This window comes from Bradyrhizobium guangxiense (assembly GCF_004114915.1).
Taxonomy (GTDB): domain Bacteria; phylum Pseudomonadota; class Alphaproteobacteria; order Rhizobiales; family Xanthobacteraceae; genus Bradyrhizobium; species Bradyrhizobium guangxiense.
Genome location: NZ_CP022219.1, coordinates 5,092,389 through 5,110,879, shown reverse-complemented (window position 1 = coordinate 5,110,879; position 18,491 = coordinate 5,092,389). Strand labels below are relative to the sequence as shown.

At 63.6% G+C, this 18,491-nt stretch carries 16 protein-coding genes; 8 read left to right on the top strand and 8 right to left on the bottom strand.

Translation table 11 applies throughout. From position 1 onward, the window contains the following. Nucleotides 1-159 precede the first annotated feature (159 nt). The gene (locus tag X268_RS24440) at nucleotides 160-486 is read left to right on the top strand and encodes a hypothetical protein (RefSeq protein ID WP_128927293.1); all 327 of its coding nucleotides are present in this window, start codon (nucleotides 160-162) and stop codon (nucleotides 484-486) included. Between the two features lie 51 nt (nucleotides 487-537). Here X268_RS24440 and X268_RS24435 read toward each other — a convergent pair whose 3' ends face one another. Beyond that, nucleotides 538-1,299: an ABC transporter permease gene (locus X268_RS24435; RefSeq protein ID WP_128927292.1), complete on the bottom strand. Its 762-nt coding sequence runs from the start codon at nucleotides 1,297-1,299 to the stop codon at nucleotides 538-540. After that, the gene (locus X268_RS24430) at nucleotides 1,296-2,219 is read right to left on the bottom strand and encodes an ABC transporter ATP-binding protein (RefSeq protein WP_128927291.1); all 924 of its coding nucleotides are present in this window, start codon (nucleotides 2,217-2,219) and stop codon (nucleotides 1,296-1,298) included. The genes X268_RS24435 and X268_RS24430 overlap by 4 nt, the downstream gene beginning before the upstream one ends. Nucleotides 2,220-2,508: 289 nt before the next feature. On the opposite strand from X268_RS24430, the gene X268_RS24425 reads away from it, so the two are divergent. After that, on the top strand, nucleotides 2,509-3,228 hold the full coding sequence (locus X268_RS24425; RefSeq protein ID WP_128927290.1) for a hypothetical protein: 720 nt from the start codon (nucleotides 2,509-2,511) through the stop codon (nucleotides 3,226-3,228). Nucleotides 3,229-3,315: 87 nt separating this feature from the next. Here X268_RS24425 and X268_RS24420 read toward each other — a convergent pair whose 3' ends face one another. After that, complete coding sequence (locus X268_RS24420; protein WP_128927289.1) at nucleotides 3,316-4,167, bottom strand: alpha/beta fold hydrolase; 852 nt, start codon at nucleotides 4,165-4,167, stop codon at nucleotides 3,316-3,318. 127 nt (nucleotides 4,168-4,294) lie between these two features. Between X268_RS24420 and X268_RS24415 the strand changes: the two genes are divergently transcribed. After that, complete coding sequence (locus tag X268_RS24415; RefSeq protein WP_128927288.1) at nucleotides 4,295-4,909, top strand: CGNR zinc finger domain-containing protein; 615 nt, start codon at nucleotides 4,295-4,297, stop codon at nucleotides 4,907-4,909. Between the two features lie 149 nt (nucleotides 4,910-5,058). Continuing rightward, a complete protein-coding gene (locus tag X268_RS24410; RefSeq protein ID WP_164937905.1) occupies nucleotides 5,059-6,006 on the top strand; it encodes a LysM peptidoglycan-binding domain-containing protein in 948 nt (315 codons plus the stop codon). Nucleotides 6,007-6,177: 171 nt separating this feature from the next. On the opposite strand, the gene X268_RS24405 is transcribed toward X268_RS24410, so the two are convergent. Further along, entirely contained in the window at nucleotides 6,178-11,109 is a 4,932-nt protein-coding gene (locus X268_RS24405; RefSeq protein ID WP_128927286.1) for a beta strand repeat-containing protein, read from the bottom strand. A 471-nt stretch (nucleotides 11,110-11,580) separates the two neighbouring features. Here X268_RS24405 and X268_RS24400 point away from each other — a divergent pair, with 471 nt between their 5' ends. Both X268_RS24400 and X268_RS24395 read left to right on the top strand, forming a co-directional pair. Continuing rightward, nucleotides 11,581-12,198, top strand: coding sequence for a FecR family protein (locus tag X268_RS24400; protein WP_347341901.1), 618 nt, complete (start codon nucleotides 11,581-11,583; stop codon nucleotides 12,196-12,198). Nucleotides 12,199-12,254: 56 nt separating this feature from the next. Further along, entirely contained in the window at nucleotides 12,255-13,064 is an 810-nt protein-coding gene (locus tag X268_RS24395; RefSeq protein ID WP_245477636.1) for a tetratricopeptide repeat protein, read from the top strand. 36 nt (nucleotides 13,065-13,100) lie between these two features. Here the strand turns inward: X268_RS24395 and X268_RS24390 are convergent, their stop codons facing one another. Then, a complete protein-coding gene (locus X268_RS24390) occupies nucleotides 13,101-14,174 on the bottom strand; it encodes a tartrate dehydrogenase (protein WP_128927284.1) in 1,074 nt (357 codons plus the stop codon). A 151-nt stretch (nucleotides 14,175-14,325) separates the two neighbouring features. Here X268_RS24390 and X268_RS24385 point away from each other — a divergent pair, with 151 nt between their 5' ends. Then, nucleotides 14,326-15,243 carry a LysR family transcriptional regulator gene (locus X268_RS24385; protein ID WP_128927283.1) on the top strand — a complete coding sequence of 306 codons (918 nt, stop codon included), beginning with the start codon at nucleotides 14,326-14,328 and terminating at the stop codon, nucleotides 15,241-15,243. Between the two features lie 36 nt (nucleotides 15,244-15,279). After that, nucleotides 15,280-16,104, top strand: a complete 825-nt coding sequence (locus X268_RS24380; RefSeq protein WP_164937904.1) for an aspartate dehydrogenase — start codon at nucleotides 15,280-15,282, stop codon at nucleotides 16,102-16,104. Nucleotides 16,105-16,108: 4 nt separating this feature from the next. Here the strand turns inward: X268_RS24380 and X268_RS24375 are convergent, their stop codons facing one another. The 3 genes from X268_RS24375 to X268_RS24365 all read right to left on the bottom strand — a co-directional run bounded on the left by X268_RS24375 (nucleotide 16,109) and on the right by X268_RS24365 (nucleotide 18,464). After that, the gene (locus X268_RS24375) at nucleotides 16,109-17,413 is read right to left on the bottom strand and encodes a PQQ-dependent sugar dehydrogenase (protein WP_128927281.1); all 1,305 of its coding nucleotides are present in this window, start codon (nucleotides 17,411-17,413) and stop codon (nucleotides 16,109-16,111) included. 120 nt (nucleotides 17,414-17,533) lie between these two features. Continuing rightward, entirely contained in the window at nucleotides 17,534-17,743 is a 210-nt protein-coding gene (locus X268_RS24370) for a hypothetical protein (protein ID WP_128927280.1), read from the bottom strand. Between the two features lie 94 nt (nucleotides 17,744-17,837). After that, nucleotides 17,838-18,464, bottom strand: coding sequence for a methyltransferase family protein (locus tag X268_RS24365; protein ID WP_128927279.1), 627 nt, complete (start codon nucleotides 18,462-18,464; stop codon nucleotides 17,838-17,840). Nucleotides 18,465-18,491 lie beyond the last annotated feature (27 nt).

Below are 18,491 nucleotides of genomic sequence, written 5' to 3'. Positions count from 1 at the left end.
GTGCGCGGCGGCGCTGACATTTTCGCGAGCGGATACGCATTCACAACGCCGACAATTCGTTACAAAGCGCAACCATTCAGCCGCCTCCGGCGTTGATGATGGCCGATCCAACGGCGGCACTCGCCGCCGTTTGCTCCTTTACTTCCCGTGGGACCGAAGATGAACAAAGCCCGTCTCGCCGCCGCGCCGTTGCCGGCCAGCTTGCCTGCCCGCCTGCTGTTTGCAGCCGCCGCCCTCCTGCTTGCGCTGCCGGCCCTGCCGCACGCCGGCCATGCCCAGGGCATCGTGCGCGGCGCGCAGGAGGGCTCCTATGAAGGTAACCGGATCGCCGGCCCCGTGGGCGGCGCAGTCGGAGGCGTCGTCGGTGCCGGTGTCGGCGGTGCAGTGGGTGCGGTCGAGGGCGTGTTCGGCATTCCCCATCGTCACTACCGTCACCGCTGCCGCGGGTATTATGACGGCTATCACCACTTCCACTGCTATCGGTGAATGCAACGCCGTCATTCCGGGCTCGCGCTACGCACGCCCCGGAATGACAGATCAATTCTTCAGCCGATAGCCAGTGCGGAAGATCCACCAGATGATGCCGAGGCAGATCACCAGGAACGCCAGCGTCATGCCGATGCTGACGGCGACGCTGACGTCCGCGATCTCGTAAAAGCTCCAGCGGAAGCCGGAGATCAGATAGACGACCGGGTTGAGCAGCGCCACCGTGCGCCAGGCCGGCGGCAGCATGTCGATGGAATAAAAGCTGCCGCCGAGGAAGGTCAGCGGCGTCACCACCAGCATCGGAATCATCTGCAGCTTCTCGAAACCGTCGGCCCAGATGCCGATGATGAAGCCGAACAGGCTGAACGTCACCGCCGTCAGCACCAGGAAGGCCAGCATCCAGATCGGATGGTGAATATGCAACGGAACGAAAAGTCCGGCGGTCGCCAGGATGATCAGGCCCAGGATGATCGACTTGGTCGCGGCGGCGCCGACATAGCCGAGCACGATCTCGAAATAGGAGATCGGTGCCGACAGGATCTCGTAAATCGTGCCGGTGAATTTCGGGAAGTAGATGCCGAAGGAGGCGTTGGCGATGCTCTGCGTCAGCACCGAGAGCATGATCAGGCCCGGCACGATGAAGGTGCCGTAGCTGACGCCCTCGACCTGGCTGATGCGGGAGCCGATCGCGGCGCCGAACACCACGAAATAGAGCGAGGTGGAAACCACCGGCGAGACGATGCTTTGCAGCAGCGTGCGCCAGGTGCGCGCCATTTCGAACAAATAGATGGCGCGGATGGCGCGATGGTTCATGACGTCCTCACGAGGTCGACGAAGATGTCCTCGAGCGACGATTGCGTCGTGTCGAGATCGTTGAAGCGGATGCCGGCAGTGCGGAGGTCGCCGAGCAGGCTGGTGATGCCGGTGCGCTCGCCCTTGGTGTCGTAGTCGTAGACCAGAGTGGCGCCGTTATCGCAGAGCTCGAGCTCGTAATGGTGGAGGCTCTCCGGCAGCGAGGCGATCTTGCCCTGCAGGTGCAGCGTCAGCCGCTTCTTGCCGAGCTTCTGCATCAAGGTGGTCTTGTCCTCCACCAGCACGATCTCGCCCTTGTTGATGACGCCGATGCGGTCGGCCATCTCCTCGGCTTCCTCGATGTAATGCGTGGTCAGGATGATGGTGACGCCGGACTGCTGCAGGGTGCGCACCACCTCCCACATGCCCTTGCGCAGCTCGACGTCGACGCCGGCGGTCGGCTCGTCCAGGAACAGGATCTGCGGTTCGTGCGAGAGCGCTTTGGCGATCATCACGCGGCGCTTCATGCCGCCGGAGAGCGTGATGATCTTGTTGTCCTTCTTGTCCCAAAGCGAGAGGTCCTTCAGCACCTTTTCGATGTGGGCAGGATTCTTCGGCTTGCCGAACAGGCCGCGGGAGAAGCTCACGGTCGCCCACACGCTCTCGAAGGCATCGGTGTGCAATTCCTGCGGCACCAGGCCGATCAGCGAGCGTGCCTTGCGGTAGGAGGTCTGGATGTCTTCGCCGCCGACGAGGACCCGGCCCTCGCTCGGGTTGGCGATGCCGCAGATGATGGAGATCAGCGTGGTCTTGCCGGCGCCGTTGGGGCCGAGCAGCGCAAAGATCTCGCCGCGCTTGATATCGAGATTGACGTTCTTGAGCGCCTTGAAGCCGGACCCATAGGTCTTCGACAGATTGGCGACGGAAATAATGGATGACATGATGGCCGCAAGGCTGAAGGGCAGGGCTGGGGAGGGGGGAGGCTGGAACCTGCCGCAAGGGCGGGTCAGCGGAACCCTGAAATAAGAACGCATTTGCCTGTCCGCAATTCCCCGGAGAAAAATGGTCTCAAAACCGGCTCTTCGGTGGCGGGTTTCGAGCAAGTGTTGCGCTATGGCCACGGGCTGCGGCTAAGATTGCCGTTCACGCGCCTCTTTGTTGCGTCTGCGAGCGGGCCATGGCTACGATTCCGGCCAATCGCAAAGCGTATTGTCCCCAGGGAAAAGATCGATGAGACCGAACGGCCGTCACACCGCCGGCGCCAGCCAATTGTCCGCCCTCCGCGTGTGGGCGATGGGCCTGCTCCTGCTGTCAGCTGTTGCCATGACTCCGGCCACCGCCAAGGCGGCGCCGACCCAGGCCGCGGTTGCGACCACGCATGTCTATCTGCTCCGCGGTGTGCTCAACATCTTCTCGCTCGGGCTCGACACGATCGGCGCCCGGCTCCAGGCCCAGGGCATCCCGGTGACCGTCGCGAACTTTGTGTCCTGGTCCTCGCTCGCCGACGAGGCCGCGACGGCCTACAAGGCCGGCCGTCTCAAGACCATCATCCTGGTCGGCCATTCCTCCGGCGCGACCGCGCTGCCCGACATGATCGCCAAGCTCAACCAGCTCGGCGTGCCCGTGAAGCTCGCCATCGGCCTCGACTCCGTGTTCAAGACCAAGCTCTCGACCGGCGCGGAGCGTTACATCAACATCTATATCGGCGATGGCCCCGGTGAGCCGGTACGGGCCGCAGCCGGCCTCCGCGGCAAGCTCGACAATGTCGACGTGCGCGGCACCGGCGTCGGCCACATCTCGATCGACAAGAACGAGGCGATCCAGCGCCGCGTCATCGCCGAGATCGACGCTGCGATCATGCGCTCGCGCGCGCCGGCGCTGCCGGTTGCTGAACCCGGCGCACCGCGGCAGGCCCGTTCGGCGGCGGCGACGGCGCCGGCGAGGAACTGAGCCGGTCTGCGCGACGGATTCGTCGCGCATTACTCTCTTGATAATGCCGACGCGCGCGAAGCTATCGCGCGGTCGTGCCTTCCGCCGTCACTTCAAGAATGCGCGGATGCTCGCCGCGATCTCTTTCGCATGCGTCTCCAGCGCAAAATGGCCGGTGTCGAAGAACTGCACCGCCGCGTTGGGATTGTCGCGCTTGAACGCCTCGGCGCCGGGCGGGATGAAGAACGGATCGTTCTTGCCCCACACCGCCAGGAACGGTGGCTTGTGCGTGCGGAAGTAGCTCTGGAAGAGCGGGTAGAGCGCGACGTTGCTCTTGTAGTCACCGAACAGGTCGAGCTGCACGTCATCCGAGCCTGGGCGCGCCAGGTAGAAATTGTCGAGGTTCTGGCCGTCCGGTGACACCAGGGTCGCGTCAGGGACGCCGTGCGTGTACTGCCAGCGCGTCGCCTCCGGCGTGAGGAAGGCGCGCAGCGCCTCGCGGTTCGCAGGAGAGGGATCTTGCCAATAGGCCTTGATCGGGGTCCAGCCATCGCTGAGGCCGTCCTCATAGGCGTTGCCGTTCTGCGAGATGATCGCCGTGATCCGCTCGGGATGGCTGAGCGCCAACCGAAAGCCCGTCGGCGCGCCATAGTCGAACACGTAGACGGCGAAGCGATCGAAGCCGATCACCTCGGTGAAGCGCTCGATCACATGGGCGATGTTGTCGAAATTGTAGACGAAGTCTTCGCGCGGCGGCATGTCCGACTGGCCAAAGCCGGGAAGGTCGGGTGCCACGATGTGAAACCGGTCCGCGAGCAGCGGGATCAGGTCGCGGAACATGTGGCCGGCGCTTGGGAAGCCGTGCAGCAGTAGCAGCTTCGGCGCGCCCTTGGGGCCGGCCTCGCGATAGAACACCTTGAAGCCATCGACGTCTTCGGTGCGGTAGTTGGTCGGGGTCATGAGCCGTCTCCAATAGTAACCTGTCAATAACGTTATCATAGGTTACTAACGCCTATCGTAACTTGTCAACTTCGGTTTTAGCGGTTACTTAGCCGTTGCCGCTCGCCGGCAGGTCAAGGACCCGCTCATGGACAGACCGCCCGCCATGTTCATCGCCGACTCGCTCGGCCTCGATTTCCTCAACTCGGTCGCCACACCGGTCGATACGCCTGTCGACTGGATCGACGATGGCGAAGGCCTGATCGACTGGCTGTTGCAGGCGAAGCTGGTGCCGGCGGGGGAGCTGGACGCGCTGAAGGCGCGGGCGAGGCCGGATGAGCTCGATGAGGTCGCCGGTCAGGCCCGGGCCTTGCGCGAGTGGTTCAGGGGCTTCGTTCTGAAGCATGCGGGGCGGCCTCTGTCCGCGCGGGCATTGCTGGAGCTCGGCCCGTTGAACAACATCCTCGAGCACGACGAGGCGTTCCTGCAGATCGTGCCGCCCCGCGGCGAGGGCCGACTTGCGCTGCAGCGGATGCGGCGCTGGCGCTCGCCGGAATCTCTGCTGCTGCCGATCGGCGAAGCGATGGCACGGTTCGTCTGCGACGAAGACTTTTCCGATGTGAAGGCGTGCGAAGGCCACAATTGCACGATGCTGTTCGCCGACCACACCCGCAGGCGTGCGCGGCGCTGGTGCACGATGGCGGTCTGCGGCAATCGCGCCAAGCAGGCTGCGCACCGGAGCCGACTCAAGGGCAAGCCGTGACGGCTGAGAGTGGGCGCATCCGGTCACGGAGCCTTGATGCGCGCGCGGTGCGTCGCGGCTCGGTTCCTGTGCCCCAAAATCCACCCAATCGGTGGTCACTAAGCCTGCCGGTGGAGGCCTTTGCCTCCCGTGGTGGGACTGCTGGACTGATGATTCATTCGAGGCGACTGGTCGCGTTGGCAGCAATCGTGCTGCTCGCCTTGAGCGGCGGCATGGCCGCTGCCTCACCTGCCAAGCAGAAGCCTGTCGCAGCCGCAGCCGCCCCGGCCGCGCCGCCGCCTCCACCGTTCGAGCCCTTGCCGCCGCCCAAGGTCTACCTATTCCGCGGCGCCATGGGCCCGATCTTCTCGACCGGCATGGACCGGCTCAGCGAGAAGCTGACCCAGGCTGGCTTCTCCGCTGACGTCTATGAATTCACGCTGTGCCAGCTGATCGGCAAGCGCGTGATGTCCAGCTACAAGGACAGTCCGGCGCCGATCGTGCTGATCGGCCACTCCATGGGCGGGCTGTGCTCGATCATCATCTCCGAGATGGCGGCCAAGGAGAACATCCCGATCAGCCTCGTCATCGCCATCGACCCCGCGCATGCGACCGGCGACGTGCCGCTCAATGTCGAGCGCTTCATCAACATCTTCCTGTCCGACAGCGTGCTCGGCGGCGGCGACGTCGTGGCCGTGCCGGGCTTTCGCGGCCACTACGCGAGCTACGACCTCAAGGAAAACAGCCGCGTCTCGCACATCAACATCGAGAAGTCCGACGACATCCATCGCCAGATCGTCGAGATGGTAACGCAGCTGCCGCGCATTCCGCCGCAGACCCCGGCCGATGCCGTGCCGCTACGCTATCTCGTGCCTGGCGATACCCTGGTCGAATTGTGGGATAGCGGCGTGCGGGTGCCGGTGCGCCGGGGCGACACCATGGAAAGCATCGCCGCCGCCAATCGCGTGCCGCTGTGGACGCTGGCGCAGAGCAATTCGCTTGCAGAGAACGCGCAGCTCACGCCGGGCCAGACCATCATCGTGCCCAGGCATCTGGCGCCGCCTGAGCCGGCGGCCGCGATGGCGACGCCGCCGCCGGCTCCGGCCAGGCGGCGGTAATCCGAGATCGTTGTCCTCTTCCGTCTGCGGGCGAGCCTCTTAAAGCATGATCCGGAAAAGTGCGAAGCGGTTTTCCGGAAAGATCATGCGCAAACAACAACCTAAAGCGCGATGACGATTCATCTAAATCTCATCGCGCTTTAGAACATTCCGGATCTTCTGCAGACCATTTCACACCAAGAGATCATGCGACGCATGAGCCCCGGCTAAGCCGAGAGCAACGTGAGCGCCGTGGTCCAGCTGCGAAACGTCGTCGGCGGCTGGTCTGCCATGCTCGCCGCCTGTTGCCGCGTGTTCGTGGTGATCGTGCGGCACCGAGAGATCGTCCAATATTATGGCGCGCAATTCCTCGATTGTCGGATCGTGCGGCGCATGAGCCTCGGCCAAGCCGGGGGCAACGTGAACACCGTGATCTAGCTGCGAAACGTCGGTGGCTAGCCTGCCATGTTCGTCGGCTGCTGCCGCGCGTTCGTGATGATCGTGCGCCGCCGCGGAATCGTCTGAGAATGTGGTCCGCGATCCCTCGATCACCGGATTCAGGAATTTGAAGGAGTCACCCAGTCCATGTGGATTTGCCTCCGCGTTTCCGGGTGAACCAGGCGCGCCACCGCCCGCAGGTTGCGATTGAGCAACGGGTTCGTCGTAGCCCTCGGTCGGAGCATGGCCATGTTTGCTGGTTTGAACGGGATCTGCGTGCGTGCCGCCGCCTCTTTCAGCTTCTTTCTGGGAAAGAGTATCCGGCGCATTCCCGGGTTCGGCAATGCTTGCCAGACCAGGGGCTTCTGCGGTCTTGCCGCCGACATGCTGCTCGGTTGAAAGGAATGCACCTGGCGTGACCCAAGAGACGTGCAGCATGGCATGATCGTCCTGTGCCATGCTGACCGAGCCGATTCCGGTGGTGTGGATGCCGTCGTTGGTCTCCCCCTGCTCGAAGGTGAATCTGAAGACGTCCATCGAGCGCGTGACGACCTTCGGTTCGGAGAGGATGAATTGCGTTGCAGTCTCGTCCGACGTGTAAGAGCTTGTCTCACGGCTCCAGCTCCAGGACTGGTCGACGAGGGAATAGCTCACATCGATCGCGGTGGAACTTTCGTCGAGCGAAAGTGTGCCGCTGCTGTCCGTCGAATTGGTCGAGGCGTCGGACGTGCTGGTCGTGACGAGCGCGGTGTCACTTTGCATTGCCGGGCTCGGATCGATGGCTGCGCTTACAGTCAGCGCCGGTGCCGCGGTCTGGTCCACGATGAAATCCGCCGAATCGATAGTAGCCACGCCCTGGAGATGGACTTCCAGCAGACTGGAATCGCCGATCTGGAGCGTGTGATCGGTCGGATTGACATACACGACGGTTTCGTTGGCTGAGCTGTCGTAAATCCAGGCGATGGTATGCGGTGGCACGGACGTGCTTGTGGAGCTTAGGGCCAGGATGACGAATCCGAGCGCGCCGAGAGCCGTCAAATCAATCCTGTCGGTTCCTGATGTGAAGTCGTTGATCGTGTCGAACCGGCCGGCGCTGGAATCTTGCACCGACAGATAGACGAAGACGTCATCGCCGTTGCCGCCCGTGAGCTTGTCCGCGCCGACCCCGCCGATGATCGTGTCGTTCTCGTTGCTGCCGTCGATAGTGTCTTGCCCGGAGCCGCCGTAGATGACGTCCGCCCCGTTGTTACCCTTGATGGTATCGTTGCCAGATCCGCCGAAAATGGTGTCGTTCACGCCGGTCCCGTTAAGGGTATCGTCGCCGGCGCCTCCATAGACGATCTGGGCAACGCTGCCGCCACCGGCGATGCTGTCGCTTCCAGGAGTGCCGTAGACAAATGGGGGAACGGATACGACGGTTGATCCTGTTGCCAGATCGTCGAAGTCATTGGGGTCCGCATCGCTGGCGCCATGGATGGCGATTGTCACCTCTTGTGTCGTGCCGTCGATTGTCGTGACTGTGAAATGATCTGTAAGCGTTTCGCCGGCGACCAGCGCGTCCACCACACTGTTGTTGTTGTCGAGCGTATAGGTCCACAGCCCGGATGCGGTCATCGTGAAAGTACCGTAGCCGCTATCGCTGGCCGTGGGCGAGGTCACCGCCGTGAAGGTGTTGGCCGGGTTGTCAAGATCGGTATCAGTGAGCGTGCCGGTCGCGACCGGCGCGCCGGAGGAGCTGCCGCCGGCTTCGAGCACCGATCCCGTCGTTGTCCCGGCAATGAATGCGGCGTCATTGCTGCCGTTGATCGTGATCGTCACCAACTGCGGCGTGCCGTCGATTGTGGTCACGGTGAACTGATCGATCAGCGTATTTCCGACGTTGAGCGCCTGCACTGTGGCGTTCGCATTGTCGAGCGTGTAGGTCCACGTGCCAAGCGCGGTCATCGTGAAGGTGCCGAAGCCGCCCGCGCTCGTCGTTGGCGTGGTTACCGCGATGAAGGTGTTGGCCGTATTGTCAGGATCGGCGTCGGTCAATGTCCCGGTCGCAATCGGCGCGCCAAGTGTGCCATTGGCGGCACCTCCGGCCTCGATCACCGAACCGGTCGCCGTTCCGGAGATGATCGCCCCATCGTTGCTGCCGTTGATGGTGATCGTGACCAGCTGGGCCGTGCCGTCGGCTGCGGTCACCGTGAAGCTGTCTGTCAGCGTGTCGCCATTGTTCAGCGCTTGCACCACACTGTTGTTGTTGTCGAGCGTATAGGTCCACAGCCCGGATGCGGTCATCGTGAAAGTACCGTAGCCGCTGTCGCTGGCCGTGGGCGAGGTCACCGCCGTGAAGATGTTGGCCGGGTTGTCAAGATCGGTATCAGTGAGCGTGCCGGTCGCGACCGGCGCGCCGGAGGAGCTGCCGCCGGCTTCGAGCACCGATCCCGTCGTTGTCCCGGCAATGAACGCGGCGTCATTGCTGCCGTTGATCGTGATCGTCACCAACTGCGGCGTGCCGTCGATTGTGGTCACGGTGAACTGATCGATCAGCGTATCGCCGGTATTGAGCGCCTGTACTGTGGCGTTCGCATTGTCGAGCGTGTAGGTCCACGTGCCAAGCGCGGTCATCGTGAAGGTGCCGAAGCCGCCCGCACTCGTCGTTGGCGTGGTCACCGCGATGAAGGTGTTGGCCGTATTGTCAGGATCGGCGTCGGTCAATGTCCCGGTCGCAATCGGCGCGCCAGGTGTGCCATTGGCGACGCCTCCGGCCTCGATCACCGAACCGGTCGCCGTTCCGGAGATGATCGCTCCATCGTTGCTGCCGTTGATGGTGATCGTGACCAGCTGCGCCGTGCCGTCGGCTGCGGTCACCGTGAAGCTGTCTGTCAGCGTGTTGCCATTGTTCAGCGCTTGCACCATGGTGTTGGTGCCGTCCAATAGGTAGGTCCACACACCGGCCGCTGTGATGGTGAAGCTGCCATAGTTTTGCTGGCTTGCCGTCGGCACGCTGACTGCAACGAACGCGTTTGCCTGATTGTCGACATCCGCGGCGAAAAGCGTGCCCGTCGCGATCGGCACGCCGGGCGAGGTGCTGCTCGCCTCGACGACCGAACCGGTCGTGGCTCCCGAGATGACGGCCGCGTCGTTACTGCCCTGGATCGTGATCGTCACGATTTGAGGTGTTCCGTCGATGCTGGTCACGGTCAGGGTGTCGGTCAGTGTGTCGCCGACATTCAGGGCCTGCACTGTGCTGTTGCTATCGTCGAGCGTGTAGGTCCACACGCCGCCGGCTGTCATCGTGAAAGTGCCGTACCCGCCGGCGCTCCTGGTCGGCGAGCTGAGCTCGGTGAACGTGTTCGGTGGATTGTCGACATCGGTATCTGTCAGCGTGCCGGTTGCGCTCGGTGCGCCCGTCGCCGAATTGGCAACGTCGCCGGCCTCGACCACCGCGCCGGCGGTGGTGCCTGAGATGATGGCAGTGTCGTTGACGCCTTGAATGTTGACGACGAAAGTCTGACTGCTCGAGAACTCACCGTCCGAAACGGTGATGACGAAACCCATGGTCGTCGACGACGACAGGGCGTTGATGGCAGCCGCATTCGGAACGAAGGCGTAGGCGCCGGATGCGCTATTAAGATAGAGGATGCCATACGGGCCGGTTTGCCAGAAATCGTATGTTTCTCCATTCAAGACCGTGATGCCGGCCGTCCCGCCGCTGAGACTGTAGGTAAGCCCGGCGTTGGACGTGCTGCTGGCCGTCAAGATTCCGGTTGTCGCCGAGAAAGTGTCGTCGAAGGCGGTCGTGTCGATTTCGGTGGGCCCGGCCGGCACATTCAGTGTCGGCGGCGGCCGTACGATCAAAGGCATGTCGACCGGCGGCAACGGCGCCGGAAGCAGATTGAGCGGAGCCGCCGAGTTATCCGAGTTGAAGTTGATATGCTGCAGCGGAAGTGCATTGATGGCAGGTGGCGTGCTGGACCCTGTCGCACCTCTCGTGAGATTGGTGAGCACGTCCTGTTGAGCTGCGTGCAACTCCTCCATGCGAGTAGCACTGTTGGTAACCTGATTCACGCTGATCGAGGAGCCGGCCCGGTTCAGGATGACGGTTTCACCTGGATCATCGACGATGATGTGCCGCGGCACCCGCTCCTTGGTGATGAGCTCGAAGGCGCCGTGCTGAAGGTCTTTGTAAGTGAGCGTATCGTTATCGAGAAAAGTGGCGTCGGGATCCGAGCCTTGCGCCTCGTCCACCATCGAAAAGGTCAGCGCCGCCATCGTCAGAAGGCCGAAGCCGTTTGCGTAGGAGCGGCCGCGGACGCTGCCCAGAGGCGTGTCGATCGTCAGCGTGCCGCTATTCGCCAGCCGGCCCGCCGCGAAAGCAAAGCTTCCGCTGGTGATTGCAACGATCGTCGAACGCGACGCGGTGTCGGTTTCGGAAGCGAACTCGCGCAATGCGACGCGAGCTCCGCTGGCGAGATTGAACACGGTATCGTCGAGAAGCCAAATCCCGATCTGCGCATCCGCAGCCGTTTCGATTATGTCACGGAGGCAGACAAAGTCGCCGATGTTGACCTGGATTGCAGGACCGTCATCACGCGTGAGCGTAACGTATCCCGACGCGCTTTGAATGATGCCGATGATCTGGAGGGGAAAAGCCTTGGTGACCCCATTCTGGAGTCCGACGTCGAAAGCAACTGACATGGCCGTGGCCTCGCGTGCCGAAAAATTCGGAGTCGGCGCGGTGCCGCGATCTTCTTGTCGGATTTGCTACGCCACGGGCGAAATGCGCATTTATTGGCGTTAGCAACCCCAGGCCTGCACGCCGAAGACACTTCGTAAAAAAATGATCTCTATAGGTCGAGCCGAGATAGTGGCCGGTTCAGCGGAGATGCCTCTCCGGGCTTGCAATTTGCGCTCTCAAGAAGTTGAGGGTCGAGCAACGAGAAATCTAGATCAGTTTCGCTAGCCAGGCAAACGGCTTGAGCCTAAGATCAAAATTGGAAGCATATTTTGCCTGGAGCGTATGCCGCCAGCACCGATCCAGGTCATAGATACTGACAATGCCTAGCTTGCAAGCCTGATCCTGAGTTCATTTAGCTCCTGTCAGGCTGCACGCAGACAAGATCTTCTCGGAAAGGGCTGATCATGTGCAGGCATGCAATTGCAGTTCTCGTGACGGGTTTCATCTGGGCATGGGCGGGTGTTCTTGCCGTGCCGGCCCAGGCTCAAGTCAGTCCCGTGGCGCGTGATCTTGACGGCGTTGTGCCAAAACCCATCGGCAAGATTGTCGCCATTGCAGGGTCGGTCTCGATCGAGCGGCCAGGTGCGGTCGTCGTTCAGGCCAACCTCGGCAATCCCCCTGCTCAAAGCAGGGTCGGGGATGCCGTGTATCTGCACGACGTGGTGCGAACCGACGCGGACAGCCGGGTCAGCATCAATTTCAGCGACGGCTCGTCTTTCAATCTGTCAAGCAATGCGCGCATGGTCTTGGATGAGTACGTGTACGAACCGGACGGCAAGTCCAACGCATCGTTTTTCAATCTGGCCAGGGGGACGGCAACCTTCGTCGCAGGCCAGGTCGCGAAGACCGGCGATATGAAGGTCGATACGCCCGTTGCAACGATGGGAATTCGAGGCACCACGCCGCATATCGAGATTTCGGATGACGGCGCGGTCAGGTTCTCGACGCTCATCGAAGAGGGTAAAAGCAAGTTGACGAAGAAGCGCGTGACGATTGCAGCGCCCGAACAGGGAATGGGTTTCGCGCCGAAAATCTGCCAAGGGTGTTGAAGCGAGAGGACATGCGGAGCAGGGGCGCCATCATCGACAGTGCAGCACTCGTTCTCGTGCTGCTGTCGCTCGGTTCGCCGGCGCACGCGCAGCCGCCGCAGAAGAATAGTCAGATCAAGAGCATTGAGCTGTGCAACGGTACGGATTCTACTCCGGTCCAAGCCCGGATCGCCGGCTGTACGGCACTCATCAAATCCGGTGATGCCAGGCCGGATGCGCTCGCTGTAGCCTATAACAATCGAGGCAGCGCCTATGTCGCAGCGGCGGAGTACGATCGCGCGATCAGCGATTTCGATCGGGCGATCGAAGCCGCCACTGGCTATGTCAAGCCGGTGAATAATCGCGGTGTGGCTTATCTGCGGAAGGGGGCGTATGAGGAGGCTGTCAGGTCCTTCGACGAGGCGATCAGGCTCAACCCCGACTATGGCGGTGCCTTCGCCAATCGCGCGGAAGCCCACCTGAAGCTGAACCGGTATGATCAGGCCTCGCGCGATTTCGACGAGGCCGTCCGTCTGGCTCCGAATTTGATCTGGGTCCGGAGCGGACGCTGCTGGACCCGAGCGGTCATCGGCGATCTGCAGGCCGGGCTCGACGATTGCGACAGGGCGATACAATCGGGATCGAACGATGCATCGACATACGATTCACGCGCGCTGATCCATCTCAAGTTGGGCCAGCTCGTTGCGGCCATTGAAGACTACAACTATGCCTTGCGCCTGGCGCCAAACCTGGCAAGCGCGCTCTATGGACGCGGACTTGCCAAGCTCAGGCGGGGCGACAATGCCGGTGGCGAGCGCGACATGGCGGCAGCTAAACTCATTGACGTCGGGATTGCCGATGCGTTCGTCCGCTATGGCGTGCATTGACCCCAGGAACAGCCCGCCGAGACTGGCCTTGATGTGCTAGACATTCGACCCGTGGATCGCGTCGATCACCGCATCCGTCACATCCTTCGTCGTCGCCTTGCCGCCGACATCGGGCGTCAGCACGCCGGCCGCGCAGACCTTTTCGACCGCCATCATCAGCCGTGCCGCTGCGTCCTTCTCGCCGAGATGCTCGAGCATCTGCGCGCCGGTCCAGAAGGTCGCGACCGGATTGGCGATGCCCTTGCCGGTGATGTCGAAGGCCGAGCCGTGGATCGGCTCGAACATCGAGGGGAAGCGGCGCTGCGGATCAATGTTGCCGGTCGGCGCCACGCCGAGGCTGCCCGCCAGCGCGCCGGCCAGATCGGAGAGGATGTCGGCGTGCAGATTGGTCGCGACGATGGTGTCGAGGCTCTTCGGGTGCAGCGTCATCCGCACCGTCATGGCATCGACCAGCATCTTGTCCCAGGTCACGTCGGGGAATTCGGTTGCGACTTCGGCGGCAATCTCGTCCCACATCACCATGCCGTGGCGCTGCGCGTTCGACTTGGTCACGACAGTCAGGAATTTCCGCGGACGCGACTGTGCGAGCTGGAAGGCATAGCGCATGATGCGGGTGACGCCGACGCGGGTGAAGACCGCGACCTCGGTGCCGACCTCTTCCGGCAGGCCCCTGTGGGCGCGCCCGCCCATGCCGGCATATTCGCCTTCCGAATTCTCGCGCACGATCACCCAGTCGAGATCGCCGACGCCGACATTGCGCAGCGGCGAGGCGACGCCCGGCAGGATCTTGGTCGGCCGCACATTGGCGTATTGATCAAAACCCTGGCAGATCGGCAGGCGCAGGCCCCACAGCGTGATGTGATCGGGGACATCGGGCGCGCCGACCGCGCCGAAATAGATCGCGTCGAACTTCTTCAGTTCTGCCAAGCCATCGGCCGGCATCATCACGCCGTGCTTCTTGTAGTAGTCCGAGCCCCAGTCGAACGTCTTAACGTTGAAGGCGAGGTCGCCGCTGCGCTTGGCAAGCGCCTCCAACACGCGGACGCCGGCCGAGATCACCTCGGGGCCGATGCCGTCGGCGGGAATGGCTGCGATCGAATGGGTGCGCATGGGAAGGCTCCGTGTGAGAAATGGCGCAGGCATATCCGACCGTCCGCGCCGGCGGCGAATCTAGAGCGGGTTCAGGGGCGGCTCAATTGCCGCTGGTTTATACAAAAAAATGATATAATCATCGCATCGCGCGGCGATGGGGATTTGCGGGATGGAATTGCATCAGCTTCGGTGCTTCGTGGCGGCGGCCGAGCAGCTGCATTTCGGCCGCGCGGCGCAGCAACTGCTGATGCTGCCCTCCGCGCTCGGCCGTCAGATCAGGCTGCTTGAGGAAGATCTGGGCACGCGGCTGTTCGCGCGAACCACGCGCGCGGTGTCGCTCACCGAGGACGGCGCGACGCTGCTGCGCGATGCTCGCGCCATCCTCGCCAAGGTCGAGGCGGTCGAGAGCAATTTGCGCAACCGCTCCCGCGCGGGGTCCGCGCGACGGCTGCGGATCGGCGCCATCGACAGCGCTGCGGCCGGGCTGCTGCCGCCGCTGCTGCGCGACTTCCGCGCCAAGCATCCTGACGTCGCGGTGCAGCTCCTCGAGGACAAGACGGTCCGGCTGCTGCCGAAGATCCTGACTGGCGCGCTCGATCTCGCTTTCGTCCGCCCGCCCGACCGCGCGGACAAGCGGCTCGAATTCCGCGATCTGCTGCAGGAGACCGCGATCGTGGCGTTTCCGCAGCGGCATGCGCTGGCCCGGCGCAAGTCGATCACGCTGGCCGACATCGCCGACGAGGCGATGCTGGTGCCGGACCGCCGCTCGCGGCCGCACAGCCACGACCTCACCATAAAGCTGTTCGAGCAGGCCGGCTTGACGCCGCGCATCGTGCAGGTCGCCGACGAGAAGCAGACCATCATCAATCTGGTGGCCACGAAGCTAGGCGTCGCGATCGTGCCGCGCTGGACCATGCGGATGGCGGTGTCAGGCGTGCGTTTCGTGCCGCTCCGCCCGAAGCAGAGCGGTCCCGTCGGCCGCCTGCCGCTCGCCGCCGCCTGGCTGCGCGGCTCGCGCGATCCGGCTCGCGATGCCATGCTGGCGGTGCTGGACACGCGCCTGCGCAGCTATGCGCGCGAGGCGTGACGGTTTAAAGACTTGGACCGCACAGAGAGGGACGCGATGACGGATCAAAAGGCAAAGAGCGATCTGCGGGTCGCCATCGCAGGCGTGGGCTCGATCGGCGCCAAGATCGCGACCGCGCTCGATCAGGGCATCGAGGGGCTGACGCTGTCGGCTGTCGCGGTGCGCGACCCCGCCAAGCATCAGGCTTTCATCAGGAGCCTGCGCCACCCGCCGCGGGTTGTGCCGGTCGACCAGCTTGGTGATGCCGCCGACATCGTGGTCGAATGCGCGCCGAGCCATCATCTGCGTGCCATCGTCGAGCCCGCGGTGAGGCGCGGCAAGGCGGCGGTCGTGGTCAGCGTCGGCGGCCTGCTCGAGAATTTCGATCTCGTCGATCTCGCCCGCGCCCATGGCGGCCGCATCATGGTGCCGACCGGCGCGCTGATCGGGCTCGACGCCGTCAACGCCGCCGCAATCGGCACCATCCATTCCGTGAAGATGGTGACGCGCAAGCCGATCGACGGGCTGAAGGGTGCCCCGTTCATCGTTCAGAACAACATCGACATCGACAATCTGCGCGAGCCGCTCAAGCTGTTCGAGGGCAGTGCGCGCGAGGCGGCAAAGGGCTTTCCGGCCAACGTCAATGTCGCCGTTGCCTTGTCGCTGGCGGGCATCGGGCCCGATCGCACCCAGATCCAGGTCTGGGCCGACCCGACCGTGACGCGCAACGTTCACCGCATCGAGGTCGAAGCGGACTCGGCGCGGTTCTCGATGGGCATCGAGAACATCCCGTCCGAAAATCCAAAGACCGGTCTGATTACGGCACTCTCCGTGATCGCGCTGCTCCGCAAGCAGCGCGCCACGTTGTGTGTGGGAACGTAATCCCCTACGCCCCCGTCACGCGCCAGATCACGTTGCCGACGTCGTCGGCCATCAGCAGCGACTTTTTGTCGGGGCCGATCACGACGCCGACCGGGCGGCCGTAGGATTCCTTCTCGTCCGGGGACAGGAAGCCGGACAGGATGTCGCGACCGGGGCCGGACGGCTTGCCGTTGGCGAACGGGATGAACACCAGCTTGTAGCCGGACAGCTTGCTGCGATTCCACGAGCCGTGCTGGCCGATCACCATGCCGTCGCCGAAGCCGGGCAGGGTGCCTGCGGGCATCCAGCACAGGCCGAGCGAGGCGGTGTGACCGCCGAGCGCATAGTCCGGTTGAATCGCCTTGGCGACCATCGCCGGGTCCTGCGGCACGCGGTCGTCCACCGTCTTGCCCCAGTAGCAATAGGGCCAGCCGTAGAAACCGCCGTCGCGCACGGATGTGAGATAATCCGGCGGGGTCTCGTCGCCGAGCCCGTCGCGCTCGTTGACGACGGTCCAGAGCACCTTCGTATTCGGCTCCCAGGCAAGGCCCACGGGATTGCGCAGGCCGGCGCCGAAAATGCGATGCGTGCCGGCGACGAGGTCGAGCTCGTAGACCGCGGCGCGGCCTTCCTCGACCTCGAACCCCATCTCGGCGATGTTGCTGAGCGAGCCGACGCCGGCATAGAGCTTCTTGCCGTCGGGGCTTGCAAGCAGGCTGCGCGTCCAGTGTCCGCCCGGCTTGAACGTCGTAAGCCTCTTGCCTGGCGCGGTGATGCGGTCGGCACCTGCGACATAAGGGAAGGCCATCACGCCATCGGTGTTGCCGACGTAAAAGGTGTCACCGACCAGCGCCATGCCGAACGGCTGGTTGAGGTTCTCCATGAACGCACCGCGATGTTCGGCGACGCCGTCGCCGTCCTTGTCGCGCAACAGCGTGATGCGGTTGGCGGACACGCCGAGCGCCGCGGCGCGCCGCATCGTCGCCTGCATCGCATAGTGGAACACGCTGCGCGGGGCGCCCGCGATCTGCGTTGCCTCCGCGATCAGCACGTCCCCATTGGGCAGCACCTCGATCCAGCGCGGATGGTCGAGACCGGTCGCGAACGCATTGACCTTGAGCCCGGGCGCCACCGTCGGCTTCTGGCCCTCGCTCCAGCCGCGCGCGGTCGGCATCTTCAAGGTCGGGATCGCGCCTTGCGGCTTGGCTTCGGGAATGGCGGGCTTCTCTCCCCAGGCCGGCGCTGGCTCGGTGCCCGTCATCTTGCGCCATTGCAGCGCGATGCCGCCGATGAACGCGACGAACTGCGCGAAGATGCTGGAAAAGGTCATGAGGAGCCCCTGTTTGCGGGCGCATCCAACTGGCTGACGGGGCCGACGTCAACCTATGCGGCATGGCGCCGGGGTCTATTCCTGCGGAATGGCTGCCGACCAAATTTGCATGGAGAGAGATCAGCGGCCGATCTGCCGCTCGAGCTGCCGTGCCGCGCGAAAATCATCGAGGTGATGAATGTTCGGCGCGAGCGCGGCCTCCCGCGACAACAGATGATAGACCCGCGCCACCGTGCGCTGCTTCTGCTTCGTCCGCCCGGGCGGCAGCGCCCGCGCCTTGCGGACGGCGGCAATCGCGTGCGCGCGAAAATAATCGTAGGCATCCGACATGGCTCGATGCTCTGCGGCAGGGAGCAGGTGTCGAGCGGACAACGGTCAGCGGCAGGGGCGGGTCCTTGGCACTACGGGTCTTGCGCTTAGGAGCTCACCGCGGCGACAGGAACGGGATGATCATCGGGACGCGGCGGCAATAGGCGCCGTAGGCGTCTTCGCCAAGCTCCTTGGAGAGGAACACTTCTTCCATCCGGCCCTTCTGCCACATGCCGAGCGAGATCAGGATCGCGCCGAGGATCGTCGTCACCAAGCCGATCGCAACACCGGTCACCAACATGCCGAAGATCAGCCCCGTGTAGATGGGGTGGCGCACGATGCCGTAGGGGCCCGTGTCGATGACACGGTGGTCTTCCTTGTGGGTGATGGTGTTGGACCAGAATTTCCCAAGATGCAGCCGGCCCCACCAGGCGAAGGCAATGCCCGCGGCCGAAAGGACCGCTGCAATGGCGATGCCCGTGTTGCCGAGCACCCAAAGCGGCTTCCAGCCCAGGATCTCCGCAACCCACGGCGTGTACAGGATGCCGCCGACCAGGATCGGCAGCCGATAGCGCTGCGACTCCAGCGTCATGACCTGCTTCTTGGTCCGCCCCTGCCAGAACGAGGCGCCGACCCAGCTGGCGAGAAAGGCCAGCCAAAGCAGAGCCAGAAGTTCGGTCGGCCAGGTCGTGGTCCAGCCACCCCAGGCGACAGAGAGAAGCTTGCTGAAATCGAAGGACATGAAGGTTCTTTGCGTTGGGCGGCGGCT